General features: G+C 34.6%; 14 protein-coding genes. 13 read left to right on the top strand and 1 reads right to left on the bottom strand.

What is annotated here, in order from left to right:
• The first annotated feature begins 14 nt into the window (after positions 1-14).
• Together infB and ACHRVZ_RS11135 are read left to right on the top strand one after the other, a co-directional pair.
• Positions 15-2,903 (top strand): translation initiation factor IF-2, encoded by a 2,889-nt coding sequence (infB, locus tag ACHRVZ_RS11130; RefSeq protein WP_395422477.1) that lies wholly within the window; start codon positions 15-17, stop codon positions 2,901-2,903.
• Between the two features lie 159 nt (positions 2,904-3,062).
• Entirely contained in the window at positions 3,063-3,572 is a 510-nt protein-coding gene (locus ACHRVZ_RS11135; RefSeq protein WP_395422478.1) for a DUF4920 domain-containing protein, read from the top strand.
• A gap of 354 nt (positions 3,573-3,926) precedes the next feature.
• Here ACHRVZ_RS11135 and ACHRVZ_RS11140 read toward each other — a convergent pair whose 3' ends face one another.
• Positions 3,927-4,316 carry an SPOR domain-containing protein gene (locus ACHRVZ_RS11140; protein WP_395422480.1) on the bottom strand — a complete coding sequence of 130 codons (390 nt, stop codon included), beginning with the start codon at positions 4,314-4,316 and terminating at the stop codon, positions 3,927-3,929.
• A gap of 219 nt (positions 4,317-4,535) precedes the next feature.
• Between ACHRVZ_RS11140 and ACHRVZ_RS11145 the strand changes: the two genes are divergently transcribed.
• The 11 genes from ACHRVZ_RS11145 (at position 4,536) to queG (ending at position 19,336) form a co-directional block, all read left to right on the top strand.
• Positions 4,536-5,858, top strand: coding sequence for a cytochrome c3 family protein (locus ACHRVZ_RS11145; protein ID WP_395422482.1), 1,323 nt, complete (start codon positions 4,536-4,538; stop codon positions 5,856-5,858).
• A 32-nt stretch (positions 5,859-5,890) separates the two neighbouring features.
• On the top strand, positions 5,891-8,956 hold the full coding sequence (locus tag ACHRVZ_RS11150; RefSeq protein ID WP_395422483.1) for a TAT-variant-translocated molybdopterin oxidoreductase: 3,066 nt from the start codon (positions 5,891-5,893) through the stop codon (positions 8,954-8,956).
• 34 nt (positions 8,957-8,990) lie between these two features.
• Positions 8,991-10,391, top strand: a complete 1,401-nt coding sequence (gene nrfD, locus ACHRVZ_RS11155) for an NrfD/PsrC family molybdoenzyme membrane anchor subunit (protein ID WP_041516374.1) — start codon at positions 8,991-8,993, stop codon at positions 10,389-10,391.
• Positions 10,384-10,908, top strand: a complete 525-nt coding sequence (locus ACHRVZ_RS11160; RefSeq protein WP_041516373.1) for a DUF3341 domain-containing protein — start codon at positions 10,384-10,386, stop codon at positions 10,906-10,908. Before nrfD ends, ACHRVZ_RS11160 begins: the two co-directional genes overlap by 8 nt.
• Before the next feature lie 8 nt (positions 10,909-10,916).
• The gene (locus ACHRVZ_RS11165) at positions 10,917-11,462 is read left to right on the top strand and encodes a c-type cytochrome (protein ID WP_395422485.1); all 546 of its coding nucleotides are present in this window, start codon (positions 10,917-10,919) and stop codon (positions 11,460-11,462) included.
• 27 nt (positions 11,463-11,489) lie between these two features.
• Positions 11,490-12,884 (top strand): quinol:cytochrome C oxidoreductase, encoded by a 1,395-nt coding sequence (locus ACHRVZ_RS11170; RefSeq protein WP_395422486.1) that lies wholly within the window; start codon positions 11,490-11,492, stop codon positions 12,882-12,884.
• A 19-nt stretch (positions 12,885-12,903) separates the two neighbouring features.
• On the top strand, positions 12,904-14,088 hold the full coding sequence (locus ACHRVZ_RS11175; protein ID WP_395422488.1) for a cytochrome c oxidase subunit II: 1,185 nt from the start codon (positions 12,904-12,906) through the stop codon (positions 14,086-14,088).
• Positions 14,089-14,118: 30 nt separating this feature from the next.
• Positions 14,119-15,921, top strand: coding sequence for a cbb3-type cytochrome c oxidase subunit I (locus ACHRVZ_RS11180; RefSeq protein ID WP_395422489.1), 1,803 nt, complete (start codon positions 14,119-14,121; stop codon positions 15,919-15,921).
• A gap of 111 nt (positions 15,922-16,032) precedes the next feature.
• Positions 16,033-17,055, top strand: a complete 1,023-nt coding sequence (gene ruvB, locus ACHRVZ_RS11185) for a Holliday junction branch migration DNA helicase RuvB (protein ID WP_395422490.1) — start codon at positions 16,033-16,035, stop codon at positions 17,053-17,055.
• An 11-nt stretch (positions 17,056-17,066) separates the two neighbouring features.
• Positions 17,067-18,413: a cytochrome P450 gene (locus ACHRVZ_RS11190; protein WP_395422491.1), complete on the top strand. Its 1,347-nt coding sequence runs from the start codon at positions 17,067-17,069 to the stop codon at positions 18,411-18,413.
• Entirely contained in the window at positions 18,410-19,336 is a 927-nt protein-coding gene (queG, locus tag ACHRVZ_RS11195; RefSeq protein WP_395422492.1) for a tRNA epoxyqueuosine(34) reductase QueG, read from the top strand. Before ACHRVZ_RS11190 ends, queG begins: the two co-directional genes overlap by 4 nt.
• The last annotated feature ends 197 nt before the right edge of the window (positions 19,337-19,533 follow it).

The raw sequence follows: 19,533 nt of genomic DNA on the forward strand, positions 1-19,533 counted from the left end.
AATAAAAAGGTTATATGTCTGAAGAGAGAGTAATAAGAATAAACAAGGTTTTAAGGGAATTAAATATTTCGTTAGAAAGAGCTGTTGATTATCTAAAAGATAAGGGAATTGCTATTGATGCAAATCCAAATGCGAAAATTTCTGATAGCGAATTTAATATCCTACAAAGCCAATTTGCGGGCGATAAGGGGAATAAGGAAGCTTCTAAAGAGGTAGGAGAGGAAAAGAGAAAAGAAAAAGAAGCATTACGTGTTGAACGTGAGAAAGAAATTGAAGACAAACGCAGACAAGACGAAGAACGTCAAAAGCAGCAGGAAATTATAAAAGCGAGAGCTGTTGTAACAGGACCTGTTCAAGTAGGTAAAATTGATTTAAATCCAAAGAAACCTGCAGTTGTTTCTACTCCTTCTGAGGAACCAGTAAAAGCTGAAGAACCAAAAGTAGTTGTTGCTCCAACTCAACCAGAAAAACCTGTTCAAAAAGAAGTTGTACAGCCTGAGCCAGTTGCTCCTCCTGTAGTTTCTGAAGAGAAAAAGGTAGAAAAACCTATTATTACAGAGAAAAAAGAAGTAAAAGAAGTAAAAGTGGAAACTCCAAAAGTGGCACAAGAACCAGTTGTTTCAACTGATCCTGCAACTGCTGAAGAAACAATTACTACGCAATATCAAAAATTATCTGGAACGACTCTTACTGGGCAAACAATTGACTTATCTCAATTTAATAAGCCTAAGAAAAAGAAAGAAGATCCAAAAATAACTCCTAATAAACCAGGAGCTCCAGGTGCAAATAATAACGCTAACAAAAATAAGCGTAAAAGAATTGCTCCTAAACCAGGAACTCCAGGTGCACCAAAACCTGCTACAGGTAATTCGCCAGGAACTCCAAATCCTAATAAAATTACACCAAATACTGGTGGAGGAGGTTTTAATGCTAACAGAAGTGCGAGACCTGGTTTTGTAAAAGGAAACCGTCCGGCTATTGTTGCTAAAGTTGAGCCAACTGAAGAGGAGGTAAAAAACCAAATTAGAGAGACTCTTGAAAAACTTCAAGGTAAAGGTGGAAAATCTAAAGCGGCTAAATACAGAAGAGATAAAAGAGATACGCACCGTCAGAAATCTGATGAAGAGCAAAGAGCAATTGACGAAGGAAGTAAAACTATAAAAGTTACGGAATTTGTTACTGTAGGTGAAATTGCTATCATGATGGATGTGCCGATTACTAAAGTAATTGGAACTTGTATGTCTCTAGGTATTATGGTAACTATGAACCAGCGTTTAGATGCTGAAACATTAACTATTGTTGCCGATGAATTTGGTTACGAAGTTGAGTTTATTACAGTTGATATTGAAGATGCTATTGAGGTAGTTGAAGATAAAGAAGAGGATTTAGTTGTTAGAGCGCCGATTGTTACTGTAATGGGTCACGTCGATCACGGTAAAACATCTTTACTGGATTATATTCGTAAAGAAAATGTTATCGCTGGTGAGTCTGGAGGTATTACACAGCACATTGGAGCATACGGAGTTACTTTAGATAACGGTCAAAAAATCGCATTCTTAGATACACCGGGTCACGAGGCGTTTACCGCGATGCGTGCACGTGGAGCTCAAGTTACCGATATCGCTATTATCGTTGTAGCGGCAGATGATGATATCATGCCACAAACAAAAGAAGCAATTTCTCACGCACAAGCGGCGGGAGTGCCAATTATATTTGCAATCAATAAAATTGATAAACCAAATGCTAATGTTGAGAAAATCAAAGAGCGTTTGGCTAGTATGAATTTACTTGTTGAAGATTGGGGTGGAAAAATTCAGTCACATGATATTTCTGCAAAAGTTGGAACTGGTGTAAAAGAATTATTAGAGAAAGTTTTATTAGAAGCTGAAATCTTAGATTTAAAATCTAACCCAAATAAAGCGGCTCAAGGAACAGTTGTTGAGGCTTTCTTGGATAAAGGAAAAGGATATGTATCAACAATTTTGGTTCAACACGGAACTTTAAAAGTTGGTGATTATATGTTGGCAGGTAAGCATCATGGTAAAATTAAAGCTATGCATGACGAACGTGGGCATATAGTTAAAGAAGCAGGTCCTTCGACTCCGGTATCCGTATTAGGACTTGATGGTGCAGCTACTGCAGGTGATAAGTTCAATGTATTTGAAGATGAAAAAGAGGCAAAACAAATTGCATCTAAACGTTCTCAATTAATGCGTGAACAATCTGTACGTACACAACGTCATATTACTCTTGATGAAATTGGTCGTCGTATTGCACTTGGTCAGTTTAAAGAATTGAACGTGATCCTTAAAGGAGACGTTGATGGATCTGTTGAAGCATTATCAGATTCGTTCTCTAAACTTTCTACAGAAGAAGTTCAAATTAATATTATCCATAAAGGTGTTGGAGCAATTACAGAAACTGACGTTATGTTGGCTTCTGCTTCTGATGCGATCATTATTGGATTTAACGTTCGTCCTGCTGGAAATGCGAGACAACTTGCTGATAAAGAAGAAATCGATATTCGTTATTATTCTATTATCTACGCTGCTATCGATGACTTGAAAGATGCAATGGAAGGAATGTTAGCTCCAGAAATGAAAGAAGAAATTCTTGGAACTGCTGAAATTCGTGAGATTTTCAAAATTTCTAAAGTAGGTTCAATCGCTGGTTGTATGGTAACTGACGGTAAAATTATGAGAAGTTCTAAAATTAGAGTTATTAGAGATGGAGTAGTTGTGCATACAGGAGAACTTGTAGCATTGAAACGTTTCAAAGACGATGTTAAAGAGGTTTCTAAAGGTTATGATTGTGGTATTCAAATTAAAGGTTACAATGATATTGAAGAAAGAGATGTTATTGAAGCGTACCATGAAGTTGCAATTAAAAAGAAATTGAAGTAATATTCAAGAATTATATAAAAAAGTCTCAATGAAAATTGGGACTTTTTTTGTGGCAATATTTTAAATAGAATCTGTTACGGTTAATTTATGTGTAGTTAAAAACGGATATTTAAATTTTTTTCATATTTTAATATTATTTTTGATAAAATTATTTAAAATATGAAACGATTAATATATGCTGTTGTTGTTTTTATAAGTATTTCAACTCAGTCATTTTCGCAGGAAGCTGTAGAGAAAAAAGGGCTTCCGGAAGGTAGTGCTGCAGTTGGTGATTATTATGGGGCTGATATCTCTAAAATCTCTGAAAGTAAAGCGATTTCGGTTGCGGTATTAGAGGCTAAACTCGCGCATGATAAAAAAGTGACTAATATTGCAATAAAAGGTGTGGTGACTGATGTTTGTAGTAAAAGAGGATGCTGGGTAACTCTTAAAACTGATAGTGGGTCTTCTTTTTTTGTAAAGATGAAAGATTATGCCTTTTTTGTGCCTAGTGCATTAAAGGGCAAAAATGTTGTTTTAGAGGGAAGTGCTGAAAGAGAGGTTACATCTGTTGATGAACTTAAGCATTATGCTAAAGATGCTAAAAAAGCGCAATCGGAGATAGAGGCTATTGTACTGCCAAAAGAGGAAATAAGATTTTTGGCGAAAGGAATAAAAGTCGTGAATTAGTTTATTAGGTCTGTGGGTTAATTTGACTATAATATTTAAAGCTTCAATTTAATTGAGGCTTTTTTTTGTTTAACAAGTTTATGTTTAGTGTGTTTTTTAATAAGTGAATCGGATAAATTTATAGCTCTATTGTCGTGAGTTTTGATTGTATTATTGTGCTTTCTTTTTTCGTGTAATGTAATTTCTGCTGAATAAAAAATGTCGTTTTGTGTTCTGATTAAGTCTTGAATCTTTGCTTAAAAAGGTGTTTTCGAGAAATTGTTTATTTGAATTAAAACGAACTTTGGTGTTGTTTATTGAATACAAAAAAAAGCGAGATATTATCTCGCTTTTTTTTGTATTCAATAGTTGTTTTTATTTGCTGGGCTTGATCAAAAAGACGCTTTTGTATCTTTTTTTAATCTCAGTTAGATTGCGTTCAGCTTCTATTCTGGTTTTAAAATTGCCTACAATTACTTTATAATTGGGAGTATTGAAAATAATAGTTCCGTCGATATTGCTATATTCTCTTTTGAAATCTGCCAGTGTTTTTTTTGCGTCCTCGCTTTTGCCGCTGAAAATTTGAATTTTATAAGTATCATTTGTACTTATTGATGTGTTAATTTTACGTTTGTCGCTTAATAATTGCTCAAATTTAGGATCTTGATTCAGTGTTAAATTTTGGTCTTGAGCATGAATATTATATGCTAAAGTGAACATTGTTAATGTTAAGAAAACTCTTTTTGAGTGGGTTAAAATTCTCATAATGTGATGGTTTTTATGCAAAAATAGTATTTAAAGTTTGTATGGAAAATTTTAATATTATTTAGAATTAATATAAATTGATATTTAAGAGTATTTTAAGGTTTTGAGAATAGTTCATAAGTCGTATTTTTGTGCAAGTTTTAAAAGAAGGTATTAGTTTTTTGTTGATTTACTACAGAAAAAATCATACCAAAAATTAGTAGATAATTATTATACTATATGAAAAAGGTGGGTAACCATAATTCGATCTCAAGAAAATTGCTGCTTAGCTTATCGCTAACGCTAATTTTCTCCCTAACTTCATTTGCTCAAGATGCTGCTGCTCCTGCGGCGCCTGAAGCTGCTGCTCCGGCTGCAACTGCAGGAGGTGATCCAGTAAAAGGGAAAGAACTTTTTAATGCAAATTGCGCTGCATGTCACAAATTAGATGCCAAATCAACAGGTCCTGCTTTAAGAGGAGTTGCTGCTAAGCACGAAATGGCTTGGATTTACAAGTGGGTGCATAACAGCTCTGATATGATTAAATCAGGTGATGCTGTTGCAGTTAAACTTTTTGAAGAAAACAACAAGTCTGTAATGACTTCTTTTCCTCAATTATCAACAGGTGATATTGATAATATTATCGCTTATACTTCTGAAGTAAAAGCGGAGCCTGCTCCAGGTGCGGCTACTCCTCCTGGAACTAAAGTTGAAGGTGGTGGAATTTCTAATAACATTATTTTAGGGGTTCTTGCTCTTGTAATGGCTATTTTAGTTGTGATGTTGTTCATGGTGAACAAAGTGTTGACTAAGGTTGCAAGTAATAATGGTATCGAAGTTGCTCCTAGAGAAGCAAGAACTCCAATATGGAAAGCTTTTGCTAAAAATCAATTCTTGGTTTTAGTTACTTCTATATTTTTGCTTTTGGCAAGTGGTTATTTTGTGTATGCTTTCCTAATGCAGGTTGGTGTTGATCAAAATTATGAGCCAATTCAGCCAATTCACTATTCTCACAAGATACACGCTGGAGATAACGAAATCAATTGTAAATATTGTCACTCTGCTGCTCGTGTGAGTAAGACTGCTGGTATTCCTTCTTTGAATGTTTGTATGAACTGTCATAAAAATATTTCTGAAGTTGCTGAAACTACTGCTACTCCTGAGTATAGCAAGGCATTTTATGATGCGCAAATCCAGAAGTTGTATGATGCTGTTGGTTGGGATAAAGCAAAACAAGCTTATACCGGAAAAACGCAACCTGTAAAATGGGTTCGTATTCATAATCTTCCTGATTTTGTTTACTTCAATCACTCTCAACACGTAACTGTTGCAGGAATTGAATGTCAAACTTGTCACGGTCCAGTACAGGAATTTGAGATCATGAAGCAATATTCTAAATTAACAATGGGATGGTGTGTTGATTGCCATAGAAAAACTGATGTTAAGATGGAAGGAAATGCATATTATGATAAAATTCATGCTGAACTTTCTAAAAAATACGGTGTAGAGAAATTGACTGCAGCGCAAATGGGAGGTTTAGAATGCGGTAAATGCCACTATTAATCGAATTATTAAGATTTTAATATTTATATACAATGTCATCAAACAAAAAATACTGGAAAAGTGTTGAAGAACTAGAAAATAGTTCTATTGTTGAGGCGCTTAGAAATAACGAATTTGTTGAAGAGATTCCTACGGATGAATTCTTAGGAAATGCAGATGCATTAGCTTCATCTGGAACTTCACGTCGTGACTTTTTAAAGTACGTAGGGTTTAGTACTGCAGCTGTTACACTTGCTGCTTGCGAAGGTCCTGTTCACAAGTCTATACCTTATGTGTTACAACCGGAACAAATCATTCCTGGTGTTGCAGATTATTATGCAACGACTGTTTTTGATGGTTTTGATTTTGCTAACTTGTTGGTGAAAACTCGTGAGGGGCGTCCAATTAAAATTGATAACAATACTATTTCTGGAGCTAAATTTTCAGCCAACGCAAGAATTCACGCGTCTATCTTATCTTTATATGATAGTATGCGTTTGAAAGAACCTAAGTTGGAAGGAAAAAATAGTAGCTGGTCTGCTGTTGATTTGAAACTTAAATCAAGTCTTGCTGATGCAAAAGCAAAAGGAGGTCAGGTAGTATTGTTGACTAATACTTTGGCAAGTCCATCTACTGAAAAATTAATTAGCGAATTTATTGCTAAAAATCCAAATGCTAAGCATGTTGTTTATGATGCAGTTTCTTCATCTGAGGCTTTAGATGCTTTTGAAACAGTTTATGGAGAAAGAGCTTTAGTTGATTATGATTTTTCAAAAGCTGCATTAATCGTTTCTGTTGGTGCTGATTTCTTAGGAGACTGGCAAGGTGGAGGATATGATGCAGGTTATGCACAAGGTAGAATTCCTGCGGGACCTACTGGAGCTAAAAAAATGTCTCGTCATTTTCAGTTAGAATCAAATATGACATTGTCTGGAGCTGCTGCTGACAAGCGTATTCCTATGAATGCTGCAAATCAAAAACAAGCTTTAGTAGAGATTTATAATATAATTACTGGGTCTTCTGTTTCTAATTCTTTAGATGCTAAGTTTAAACCAGAAGTAGTGAAAGCTGCTCAACAGTTAAAACTTGCTGGTGCTAAAGGGGTATTAGTTTCAGGACTTGAAGATAAAAATGCTCAATTATTAGTTTTAGCGATCAATCAAGTATTGGCGAGCGAAGCTTTTAGTACTGCAGGTACGAGACAAATTAGAAAAGGATCTAATGCGGTTGTATCTCAATTGGTAAAAGACATGAACGCTGGAAGTATTCATACTTTAATCATGAGCGGAATTAATCCAGTTTATACATTAGCTGATTCAGCTTCTTTTGTATCTGGATTGAAAAAGGTAAAAACATCGGTTTCTTTCTCTTTAAAAGAGGATGAGACTGCATCTGTAACTACAATCGCTGCTCCGGCTCCTCATTATTTAGAGGCTTGGGGAGATGTTGTGATTACCAAAGGAACTTATAGTTTAACTCAGCCAACTATTCGTCCTATCTTTAATACAAAACAATTTCAAGATGTTTTATTGTCATTAAATGGAACTCCTGGGAATTTCTATGATTACATTAAAGCTAATTCAGCTTCAGTAATCGCAGGTTCTTCTTGGAACAAAGTTTTACATGATGGTGTTTTTGTAATTGGTTCATCTGCTCTATCTGCTGGATCTGTTGATTATAGTGCTGCTGCAAACGCTGTTGCTAAATCAAAATCAAGTGGAGAGTTTGAATTAGTGTTGTATACTAAGACAGGTTTAGGTGACGGACAACAAGCTAACAATCCTTGGTTGCAGGAATTTCCAGATCCAATTACAAGAGTTTCTTGGGATAACTATGTTACTGTTTCGAATGCTGATGCTAAAAAATATGACCTAACAAATGAAATTGTTGCAAACGGAGGTTTAAACGGAAGTTACGCTACAATTACAACTGCTGATGGTTTAAAACTAGAAAACGTACCAGTAATTGTTCAGCCAGGACAAGCTGTTGGAACAGTTGGTTTAGCATTAGGTTATGGTCGTAAGGCTGCTTTGAAAGAAGAAATGGTTGTAGGTTTAAATGCTTACACTTTATATAAAAACTTCAATAATGTTCAATCTGTTACTATTGCGAAAGCAAATGGTGTTCACGAGTTCGCTTGTGTTCAAGGACAGAAAACATTAATGGGTAGAGGAGATATTATTAAAGAAACTTCTCTTCATACTTTTAATTCTGAAGATCCGGAACATTGGAACGAACAACCAATGGTATCTTTAGATCACGAGGAAGTAAAAGCTACAACTGTCGATTTATGGGAGTCATTTGATCGTTCTACAGGACATCACTTTAATCTTTCTATTGACTTAAACGCTTGTACTGGTTGCGGAGCATGTGTTATTGCTTGTCACGCTGAAAACAACGTTCCTGTTGTAGGTAAAGCAGAGGTAAGAAGAAGTCGTGATATGCACTGGTTGCGTATTGATAGATATTATTCTTCTGAAAGTACTTTTGAAGGAGATAATGAAAGAAAAGAGAATATTGCTGGTTTATCTAGCTCATTGTCTACATTTAACGAAATGGAAAAACCTGGAGATAATCCACAAGTTTCTTTCCAACCGGTAATGTGTCAACACTGTAATCACGCACCATGTGAAACAGTTTGTCCTGTTGCTGCAACATCTCACGGTCGGGAAGGTCAAAACCATATGGCATACAATAGATGTGTTGGTACTCGTTACTGTGCAAATAACTGTCCTTATAAAGTACGTCGTTTTAACTGGTTCTTGTACAACAAAAACAGTGAATTCGATTACCACATGAATGACGATTTAGGACGTATGGTATTAAACCCAGACGTAAACGTTCGTTCTCGTGGAGTTATGGAAAAATGTTCTATGTGTATTCAAATGACACAGGCGACTAAATTGAAAGCAAAAAATGAAGGTCGTCCGGTTGCTGATGGTGAATTCCAAACAGCTTGTTCAAATGCTTGTTCTTCTGGGGCAATGATATTTGGTGATGTTAATGATGCTGAAAGTAAAGTTGCTAAGTTAGCTGCTGATGATAGATCGTACCACTTATTAGAGCATGTTGGAACAAAACCTAATGTGGTTTACCATGTTAAAGTTAGAAATACTTAGAATAAATTATTAATTAAGAAACATATAAAGGATTATGTCGTCTCACTACGAAGCACCCATTAGAAAACCTTTAGTTATAGGTGATAAATCTTATCACGATGTAACTGTAGATGTAGCTGCCCCTGTTGAAGGGCCAGCAAACAAACATTGGTGGATTGTATTTTCAATCGCATTAATAGCCTTCCTTTGGGGGTTAGGTTGTATAATTTACACCGTATCTACCGGTATTGGAACATGGGGATTAAATAAAACAGTTGGTTGGGCCTGGGATATCACGAACTTCGTTTGGTGGGTTGGTATTGGTCACGCCGGAACATTAATTTCTGCGGTATTATTACTTTTCCGTCAACGTTGGAGAATGGCGATTAACCGTTCTGCAGAAGCTATGACTATCTTCTCGGTAGTTCAGGCAGGTTTATTTCCAATTATTCACATGGGACGTCCATGGTTAGCATACTGGGTTTTGCCTATTCCAAATCAATTTGGATCTTTATGGGTAAACTTTAACTCACCATTGCTTTGGGATGTATTTGCAATTTCAACTTATCTTTCGGTATCATTAGTTTTCTGGTGGACTGGTTTATTACCTGATTTTGCAATGCTACGTGATAGAGCGGTTACTCCTTTTACAAAAAGAGTTTATTCTATCCTAAGTTTTGGATGGAGTGGAAGAGCTAAAGATTGGCAACGTTTTGAAGAAGTATCTTTGGTATTAGCTGGTTTAGCTACTCCTCTTGTACTTTCTGTACACACGATTGTATCTATGGACTTTGCTACTTCTGTAATTCCGGGATGGCATACAACAATCTTCCCTCCGTACTTTGTTGCAGGAGCGGTTTTCTCTGGATTTGCAATGGTAAATACTTTGTTGATTGTTATGAGAAAAGTTTCTAACCTTGAAGCATACATTACATTACAACATATCGAGTTAATGAATATCGTAATCATGATTACGGGTTCTATCGTTGGGGTAGCGTATATCACTGAGTTATTCGTAGCTTGGTATTCAGGAGTAGAATATGAGCAATATGCATTCTTAAACAGAGCTACTGGACCTTACTGGTGGGCATATTGGTCGATGATGACTTGTAATGTTTTTTCTCCACAATTTATGTGGTTCAAGAAATTAAGAACAAGTATCATGTTTTCATTTATTATTTCGATTGTTGTAAACATCGGAATGTGGTTTGAAAGATTCGTAATTATTGTTACTTCTTTACATAGAGATTACCTTCCATCTTCTTGGACAATGTTTTCACCAACATTTGTTGATATTGGAATTTTCATCGGAACGATTGGTTTCTTCTTCGTATTGTTTTTATTGTACTCTAGAACATTCCCTGTAATTGCTCAGGCAGAGGTTAAAACAATTTTGAAAGGAACAGGAGATAATTACATTAGAGAAAGAGCAAATAAAGATTCACATCATGAGTAATAAAGTAATATACGCCATTTATAATGACGATGATATTTTGATGGATGCAGTAAAGAAAACCAGAGCTGCTCATCATCATATTGAAGAGGTTTTTACTCCATTCCCAGTTCACGGATTGGATAAAGCTATGGGTTTAGCACCAACAAGATTAGCAATTTGTGCATTTTTATATGGATGTGTTGGTATTTCTGTTGCAACAACCATGATGAGTTATATCATGATTCATGATTGGCCACAGGATATTGGTGGAAAACCAAGTTTTAGTTTCATTCAGAATATGCCGGCTTTTGTGCCAATTATGTTTGAAATGACGGTATTTTTTGCTGCTCACTTAATGGTTATTACTTTTTATATGAGAAGTAGATTATGGCCGTTTAAAGAAGCTGAGAACCCTGATGTAAGAACAACAGATGACCATTTTTTAATGGAAGTTGCTGTAAATGATAACGAAGCAGAACTAGTTTCTTTTTTCGAAGGTACAGGTGCTGTTGAAGTTAAAGTAATTGAAAAGAATTAATTGTAGCTATGAAAAGGATATATAAAATAACACTTTTAGTTGGTATAACTATTTTAGTTTCATCATGCCACAATACTTCGGCACCAAACTATCAGTATTTTCCTAATATGTATGAGTCTTTGGCATATGAGCCATATTCAGAGGCAAAAATATTTAAAGGAGGAAAAGAAGGACAACTTCCTGCAGAAGGAAGTATCAATAGAGGTTTTGAACCTTATGAATATGAAAATTCGACTGCAGGTTATGAATTGGCTAAAGCTAATTTAAAATCTCCTTTGGATTCTATCGAAAGAAATTCTGGTAAAGGAAAAGAACTTTTCGAAATTTACTGTATCAGTTGTCATGGTGCAACTGGAAACGGTAAAGGTAAATTGGTTGAAAGAGAAAAATTTCTTGGAGTACCTAGCTATAAAGACAGAGAAATCACTGAAGGAAGTATCTTTCATGTTGAGACTTATGGTTTAAATGCAATGGGTTCACATGCAAATCAATTAAGTGCCCATGAACGTTGGTTAGTTGCTGACTATGTTCTAAAACTAAGAAGCCAATTATAATTGTTGAACAAACTGATCGTAATAGATATGTATACATTTTCAAGTAAATTAAAAACTTTTTCTTTCATCCTAATGGCCGTTGGTTTCTTAGGAATTGGATATGGTTTTTTAACTGCTCCTAAAGATATTCAAGAAGTTGAAAAAATTCTTGCTGCAGATGCGCATGGATCTCATGAGGCTGCACATGAAGCAACAGCTGAAACTTCACATGAAGAAGCTGGACATCATGAAGCTGCTGAAGCTTCTCATGATTCACACAAAGGTGGCGAACATGCAAAAGTTAATGCTGCTGATGAGCATGAAAAGCATTTAGAGCACGTATTGCACCAATTGCAAAACAAACCATGGTCTGCATTATATGTAGCTTGTATTTTCTTCTTACTACTTTCTATGGGAACTTTAGCATTTTATGCTATTCAACAAGTTGCTCAGGCAGGTTGGTCTCCAGTTTTGTTTAGAGTTATGCAGGGAATTACAGCTTATTTACCAGTTGGTTCTGTTATTTTCTTTATCATTTTAATTCTTTGCGGATTACACTTTAATCACTTATTTGTATGGTTAGGTGAAGGAGTTACAGACCCAAATAGTCCAAACTATGATAAAATTATTGCTGGAAAAGCAGGTTACTTAAACTTTCCTTTCTGGATTATTAGAGCGGCTATATTTTTAATTGGATGGAATTTATACAATTATTTTTCAAGAAAAAATTGTCTTGCTCAAGATGAGGCTAACGACGATCTATATTACAAAAAGAACTTTAAATTGACTGCTGGTTTCTTAGTATTCTTTATTGTTTCTGAGTCTATTATGTCTTGGGATTGGATTATGTCAATTGATCCACACTGGTTCAGTACATTGTTCGGATGGTATGTATTTGCTTCTTTCTTCGTAAGTGGTATTACTGCAATTGCGTTAGTTACTGTATATTTAAAATCTAAAGGATACTTAGAGTATGTAAATACAAGCCATATTCACGATTTAGCTAAATTTATGTTTGGTATTAGTGTTTTCTGGACTTATTTATGGTTCTCTCAATTCATGTTAATCTGGTACGCTAATATTCCTGAAGAGGTAACTTATTTCATAACAAGAATTCAGTTATACAATTTGCCATTCTTTGGTGCTGTAGTTATGAACTTTGTGTTCCCGTTATTAATATTAATCAATACAGACTTCAAACGTCTTAGCTGGGTTATTGTAATGGCTGGTGTTGTTATCTTACTAGGTCACTACGTAGATTTCTTTAATATGATTATGCCTGGTACAGTTGGAGATAAATGGTTTATTGGAGTTCCTGAAATTTCATCTATTCTTTTCTTCTTAGGATTATTTATTTTTGTTGTATTTAATGCATTAACTAAAGCTCCTCTGTTGGCAAAAAGAAATCCTTTCATTGAAGAAAGTAAACATTTTCATTATTAATATTTAAAGAAGTAAACAGATGACAAGTTTGTTGGTAATTATAGTTTTAGTTTTATTAGCAGTTGCATTGTGGCAATTGACCAAGATATTTGATCTTACTCAAGTGGGATCTTCTTCGGACGATTCTCAAGTTGCATCAGATAATGATAATAATATTCAAGGGTATATTATGTTTGGCTTCTTGGCATTCATATACATATTTACGATTTATGGTTTACTAAAATGGGGTGGTTTAGCACTTCACACTCCTGCTTCAGAGCACGGACTTTTAGTAGATAATTTAATGAATATTACATGGGTTTTAATTTTTGTAGTTCAGTTTATTACGCAAGGTTTATTATACTGGTTTTCTTTTAAAAATAGAGGACACAAAGATAAAAAAGCATTATTCTTTGCTGATAGTAATAAATTAGAGGCAATATGGAGTATTATTCCATCTGTAGTTTTAGCTTGTTTAATTCTTTATGGATTGTATGCTTGGAACAACATTATGTTTGTTGATAAAGACGAAGATGTAATTGAAATCGAATTGTATGCACAACAGTTTAAGTGGACTGCTAGATATGCCGGACAAGATAATGTTTTAGGAAAAGCTAACGTACGTTTAATTGAAGGTGTAAATACTTTAGGAGTAGATATGTCTGATCCTAATGCTCAAGATGATATTGTAGTTTCTGAATTGCATATTCCAAAAGGTAAAAAAGTTCATTTCAAAATGCGTTCTCAAGACGTATTGCACTCAGCTTATATGCCTCACTTTAGAGCGCAAATGAACTGTGTTCCTGGAATGGTTACTGAGTTTGCATTTATACCAACTTACACAACTTCTGAATATAGAGAGTTGCCGTTTATGGTAGAGAAAATTGCAAACATCAACAAACTTAGAGCTGAAAAGAGCATTGAGTTAGTTGCTAAAGGAGGTACAGCTTTAGATCCTTATACATTTGATTATTTATTATTATGTAATAAAATTTGTGGAGCTTCTCACTATAACATGCAAATGAAAGTTGTTGTAGATACTCCGGAAGATTATAAAAAATGGTTAAGCGAAAAAACTACTTTAGCTCAGGATATTAAAGCTGCTGCGGCTGCTCAAAAACCTGCTGAAGGAGAAAAAGCTACTACAGATAGTACTGCTAAAGATACTGTTAAAGCAGTAATAGATACTGTTAAAGCAGTTGTAGCTAAAGTTGCTATGAAATAATATTATTAAGAAAATTTAAAGTACACATATATGTCAGCAGAAGCGCACGGTCACGATCACGGACACGATCACGAGCACGAACATCATCATAAAGACACGTTCATTACTAAATACATTTTTAGTATTGATCACAAAATGATTGCTAAGCAATATTTAATTACCGGTATCATTATGGGTATTATTGGTATTGCAATGTCTTTGCTTTTCAGAATGCAATTGGCTTGGCCAGAAGAGTCTTTCAAAATCTTTAATGTTTTATTGGGAGATAAATTTGCACCTGATGGTGTAATGGCAAATGATATTTATTTGGCCTTAGTTACAATTCATGGTACCATTATGGTATTCTTTGTATTGACGGCTGGTTTAAGTGGAACATTTAGTAACTTACTTATTCCACTTCAAATTGGAGCGCGAGATATGGCTTCTGGATTTATGAATATGATTTCATACTGGTTGTTTTTCTTGTCTGCTGTAATCATGTTGTCTTCTTTATTTGTTGAAGCTGGACCAGCTTCTGCAGGTTGGACAATCTATCCACCATTAAGTGCTTTACCACAAGCAATTCCTGGTTCAGGAACTGGTATGACTTTATGGTTAGTTTCAATGGCGATCTTTATTGCATCTTCTTTAATGGGATCTTTAAATTACATCGTTACTGTTATCAACTTAAGAACTAAAGGAATGTCTATGACTAGACTTCCACTTACTATCTGGACATTTTTCGTAACTGCAATTATTGGTGTTATTTCTTTTCCGGTATTATTGTCAGCTGCTTTATTATTGATTTTTGATAGAAGTTTTGGTACTTCATTCTTCTTATCTGATATTTATATCGCTGGAGAAGTTTTACATTACCAAGGTGGTTCTCCAGTATTATTCGAACACTTATTCTGGTTCTTAGGTCACCCTGAGGTTTATATCGTAATTTTACCAGCGATGGGTCTTGTTTCTGAAATTATGGCTACGAATTCTCGTAAACCAATCTTTGGATACAGAGCGATGATTATGTCGGTTCTTGCAATTGCATTTTTATCTACTATTGTTTGGGGGCACCATATGTTTATTTCGGGTATGAATCCTTTCTTAGGATCTGTATTTACCTTCACCACTTTATTGATTGCAATTCCATCTGCTGTAAAAGCGTTTAACTGGATTACAACTTTATGGAAAGGGAACTTACAATTTAACCCTGCAATGTTATTCTCTATCGGGATGGTTTCTACTTTCATCACTGGAGGTTTAACGGGAATTATTTTAGGAGATAGTACTTTAGATATTAACGTTCACGATACTTACTTTGTAATTGCTCACTTTCACTTAGTAATGGGTATCTCTGCACTTTACGGAATGTTTGCTGGTATTTACCACTGGTTCCCTAAGATGTACGGAAGAATGTTAAATAAAAATTTAGGTTACATTCACTTTTGGGTAACTGCAGTTTGTGCTTATGGAGTATTCTTTCCAATGCACTTTATTGGACTAGCTGGTTTACCAAGACGTTATTATACAAACACAAACTTCCCATTATTTGATGATTTACAAAATGTAAATGTTTTAATTACAACATTTGCTCTTGTAGGAGGTGTGTTCCAATTAGTATTCTTATACAATTTCTTTAGTAGTATTTTCTACGGTAAGAAAGCAGTTCAGAATCCATGGAAATCGACAACATTAGAGTGGACAACTCCAGTAGAACATATTCACGGTAACTGGCCAGGTGAAATTCCTCATGTATACCGTTGGCCATATGACTACAGTAACCCAAATCATGATGTAGATTTTGTTCCTCAAAATGTACCAATGAAAGAAGGTGAAGAAGTTTTACACCACTAAAAAATATTTAAAAAAGACTGTCATTTTTGACAGTCTTTTTTGTTTTAGTTAAAGTTAGAAAGGTCAATTTTTACTGTTTTACAAACTGATTACTTTGTCTATCTTTGTAAAATGAATGAGAACCTAGATCCCACTACAAATGGGTACAACCCTGAAGAATTAGATCTTGAGAAAAGATTACGTCCGCTGTCATTTGATGATTTTGCGGGACAAGATCAAGTTTTAGAAAATTTAAAAGTCTTTGTTGCTGCAGCTAATCAGCGGGGAGAAGCACTTGATCATACACTTTTTCATGGTCCTCCCGGATTAGGAAAAACCACTTTGGCTAATATTTTAGCTAATGAATTAGAAGTTGGTATTAAAATTACATCTGGACCTGTTTTAGATAAACCAGGTGATTTGGCCGGTTTGCTTACCAATCTTGATGAGAGAGATGTTTTATTTATTGATGAAATCCATCGTTTAAGTCCGATTGTCGAAGAATATTTATATTCGGCAATGGAGGATTTTAAAATAGATATAATGATTGAGTCAGGACCAAATGCCAGAACGGTACAAATTAATTTGAATCCTTTCACGTTAATTGGAGCTACAACTCGTTCTGGATTGTTGACTGCGCCGATGCGTGCCCGTTTTGGAATTTCATCTCGATTACAATATTATACTACTGAACTTTTGACATCTATCGTTGAAAGGAGTTCTTCTATACTTAAGATGCCAATTTCATTAGACGCTGCTATTGAAATTGCCGGCCGTAGTCGTGGTACACCTCGTATAGCTAATGCATTATTACGTAGAGTTCGTGATTTTGCACAAATAAAAGGAAATGGTACTATTGATCTCGAAATAGCACGTTATGCTTTGAAAGCACTTAATGTTGATGCACATGGTCTTGATGAAATGGATAATAAGATACTGTTGACTATAATCAATAAATTTAAAGGTGGACCTGTTGGACTTTCTACTTTGGCAACGGCTGTTTCTGAAAGCAGTGAAACTATTGAAGAAGTTTACGAACCATTCTTAATTCAGGAAGGATTTATTATGCGTACTCCTCGTGGTCGTGAAGTAACAGATAAAGCTTATAAGCATTTAGGTAAAATCAATACGAATATTCAGGGTGGATTGTTTTAATGCTATCAAAGATGTCTCAAAGTACGAAATACAATTACCCGAACAGACTTTCGCTATTGCGTTTTTTTTTGGATGCTGAAGGGGTTCGTAAGAATCCTATTCCGTTTCATAAAAGATACTTTGATGAGTTAGGAGATTCTTTTTCTCTTAAAATAGGTGTTTCAAAGCATTTGATTTTATCGAGAGATAATGAAGTCGCGCAGTATATTTTACAGAAGAATCAGAAGAATTATCATAAATCTAGATTTCAATCAGTTTATCTTTCTAAGTATTTAGGCAAAGGACTTTTGACTGTTGATGGAGATTTTTGGTTGAAACAAAGACGTCTTATTCAACCTGCATTTCACAAGCAAAAGATGAATCAGCTGGTGGAAAATATGAATAGAACTATTGTTTCTGAGTTAGAGGACTTAGAGGAAGAAAAGGATATTGATCTTTTTCCTGTAATGAGTCAGTTAGCATTTAATGTTGTAGCAAAGTCCTTGTTTCAACTTTCAATTTCAGATGAAAAACTAAATCGTATAAAGTTTATTATCGAAGAAGTTCAAAATTTTCTAGTCAAAGAAATTAGACTTCCACATAAAAGTTGGTGGTTTGCGCTTAGTGGTCAGGTTAAGATGCATCTGCAATTAGCTGAGGAAAATAATAGAATTATTCAGGATATTATTGAACAGAGAATTGATTCTAAAGAAGATATTAATGATTTACTTAATATGCTTCTGGAGACTCGTTATGAAGATACGGGCGAAGGTATGTCAGTTAAGCAGTTGGTTGATGAAATTAAAGTTCTCTTTATTGCCGGACATGAAACTACTGCAAATGCTTTGACGTTTACACTTTATCTTTTAGGAAGAAATTCGGATGTTCAACAAAGAGTTTTTGATGAGATTATTAAGATACAATCTGAGTCAGATGATATTGTTGAACAACTACAAAAGATGATTTATACGAATGCTGTTTTAAATGAAGCCATGCGTTTGTATCCGCCTGCCTGGATTACCGATAGACAGAATGTTACAGATGATATGCTTGCCGGTTATCATATAAAAAAGGAAACTTTAATCGGTGTTTCGTTTTATGAATTACATCGAAATCCAAAATACTGGGAAAATCCGGAGGAATTTAATCCTGAAAGATTTCTTGGGGAGCAAAAAAAGTACTCAATGCAGTATTTTTATCCTTTTGGAGGCGGGCCAAGAATGTGCATTGGTTCAGGATTTGCTATTTATGAAATGTGTTTGACAATTTCTCAAATAGTTAAAAAATATGTGATTAAATCCAGCAGTGATATTGTTCAGTTTAATCCGTTAATTACATTAAAGCCTGTTGGAGTAGAAGTTTCATTTTCTAAGCGATGACAATTAATTCTAAAGAAACATATTCTAAGTTTATAAAATCCGAGGCTAAGAGACTTGGTTTTCTTTCTTGTGGTATATCTAAAGCCGGATTTTTGGAGCAAGAAGCGCCAAGACTTGAAAATTGGCTCAATAAAAATCATAATGGTCAAATGGCTTATATGGAGAACCATTTTGATAAACGTTTAGATCCTACTTTATTAGTTGATGATGCTAAAAGTGTGGTTTCTCTTTTACTTAATTATTACCCTTCTGAATCTCAAAATCAGGAGAGCTATAAAATTTCTAAATACGCTTACGGTCAGGATTACCATTTTGTAATTAAAGAAAAGTTAAAAGAATTTCTTCATTCTATTCAGGAAAATATTGGAGATGTTTCAGGAAGAGCTTTTGTTGATTCGGCTCCAGTTTTAGATAAAGCTTGGGCAGCAAAAAGTGGTTTAGGCTGGATTGGAAAAAATAGTAACTTGCTAACTCAAAAAGTAGGTTCTTTTTATTTTATAGCTGAACTAATTCTAGATTTAGACCTAGAATATGACTATGCCACAACAGATCATTGTGGTTCCTGTACTGCTTGTATTGATGCTTGTCCAACACAAGCAATTGTTGCGCCATATGTAGTTGATGGAAGCAAATGTATTTCGTATTATACAATTGAACTCAAAGAAAATATACCTTTTGAAATGAAAGGAAAATTTGATGAATGGATGTTTGGTTGTGATACTTGTCAGGATGTATGTCCTTGGAATCGTTTTTCAAAGGCGCATTCGGAACCTTTATTTAGCCCAAATTCAGATTTACTTTCTTTTACTAAAAAAGATTGGATTGAGATTACTGAGGAAACTTTTCGTATAGTTTTCAAAAATTCCCCTATTAAAAGAACCAAATTTGATGGTTTAAAACGCAATATTACTTTTCTAGAATAAAACTGTAACAAAAGTTGACTTTAGTGCCGCTTTTATTCGTGTAATTATTTGTTTTTTAAATGATTGTGTTTGTTTTTGGTTTATTTCTTCTTTTGCGCTTTATTTTATATTCTTGAAAATCAGTTAGTTATGATTTGTTATGTGTTTTAATGTGTAACTATCTAATAATCAGTTGTTTTATTTATACTATTAAGCTT

The sequence above is a fragment of the Flavobacterium sp. FlaQc-57 genome (assembly GCF_044007395.1).
Classification (GTDB): Bacteria; Bacteroidota; Bacteroidia; order Flavobacteriales; family Flavobacteriaceae; genus Flavobacterium.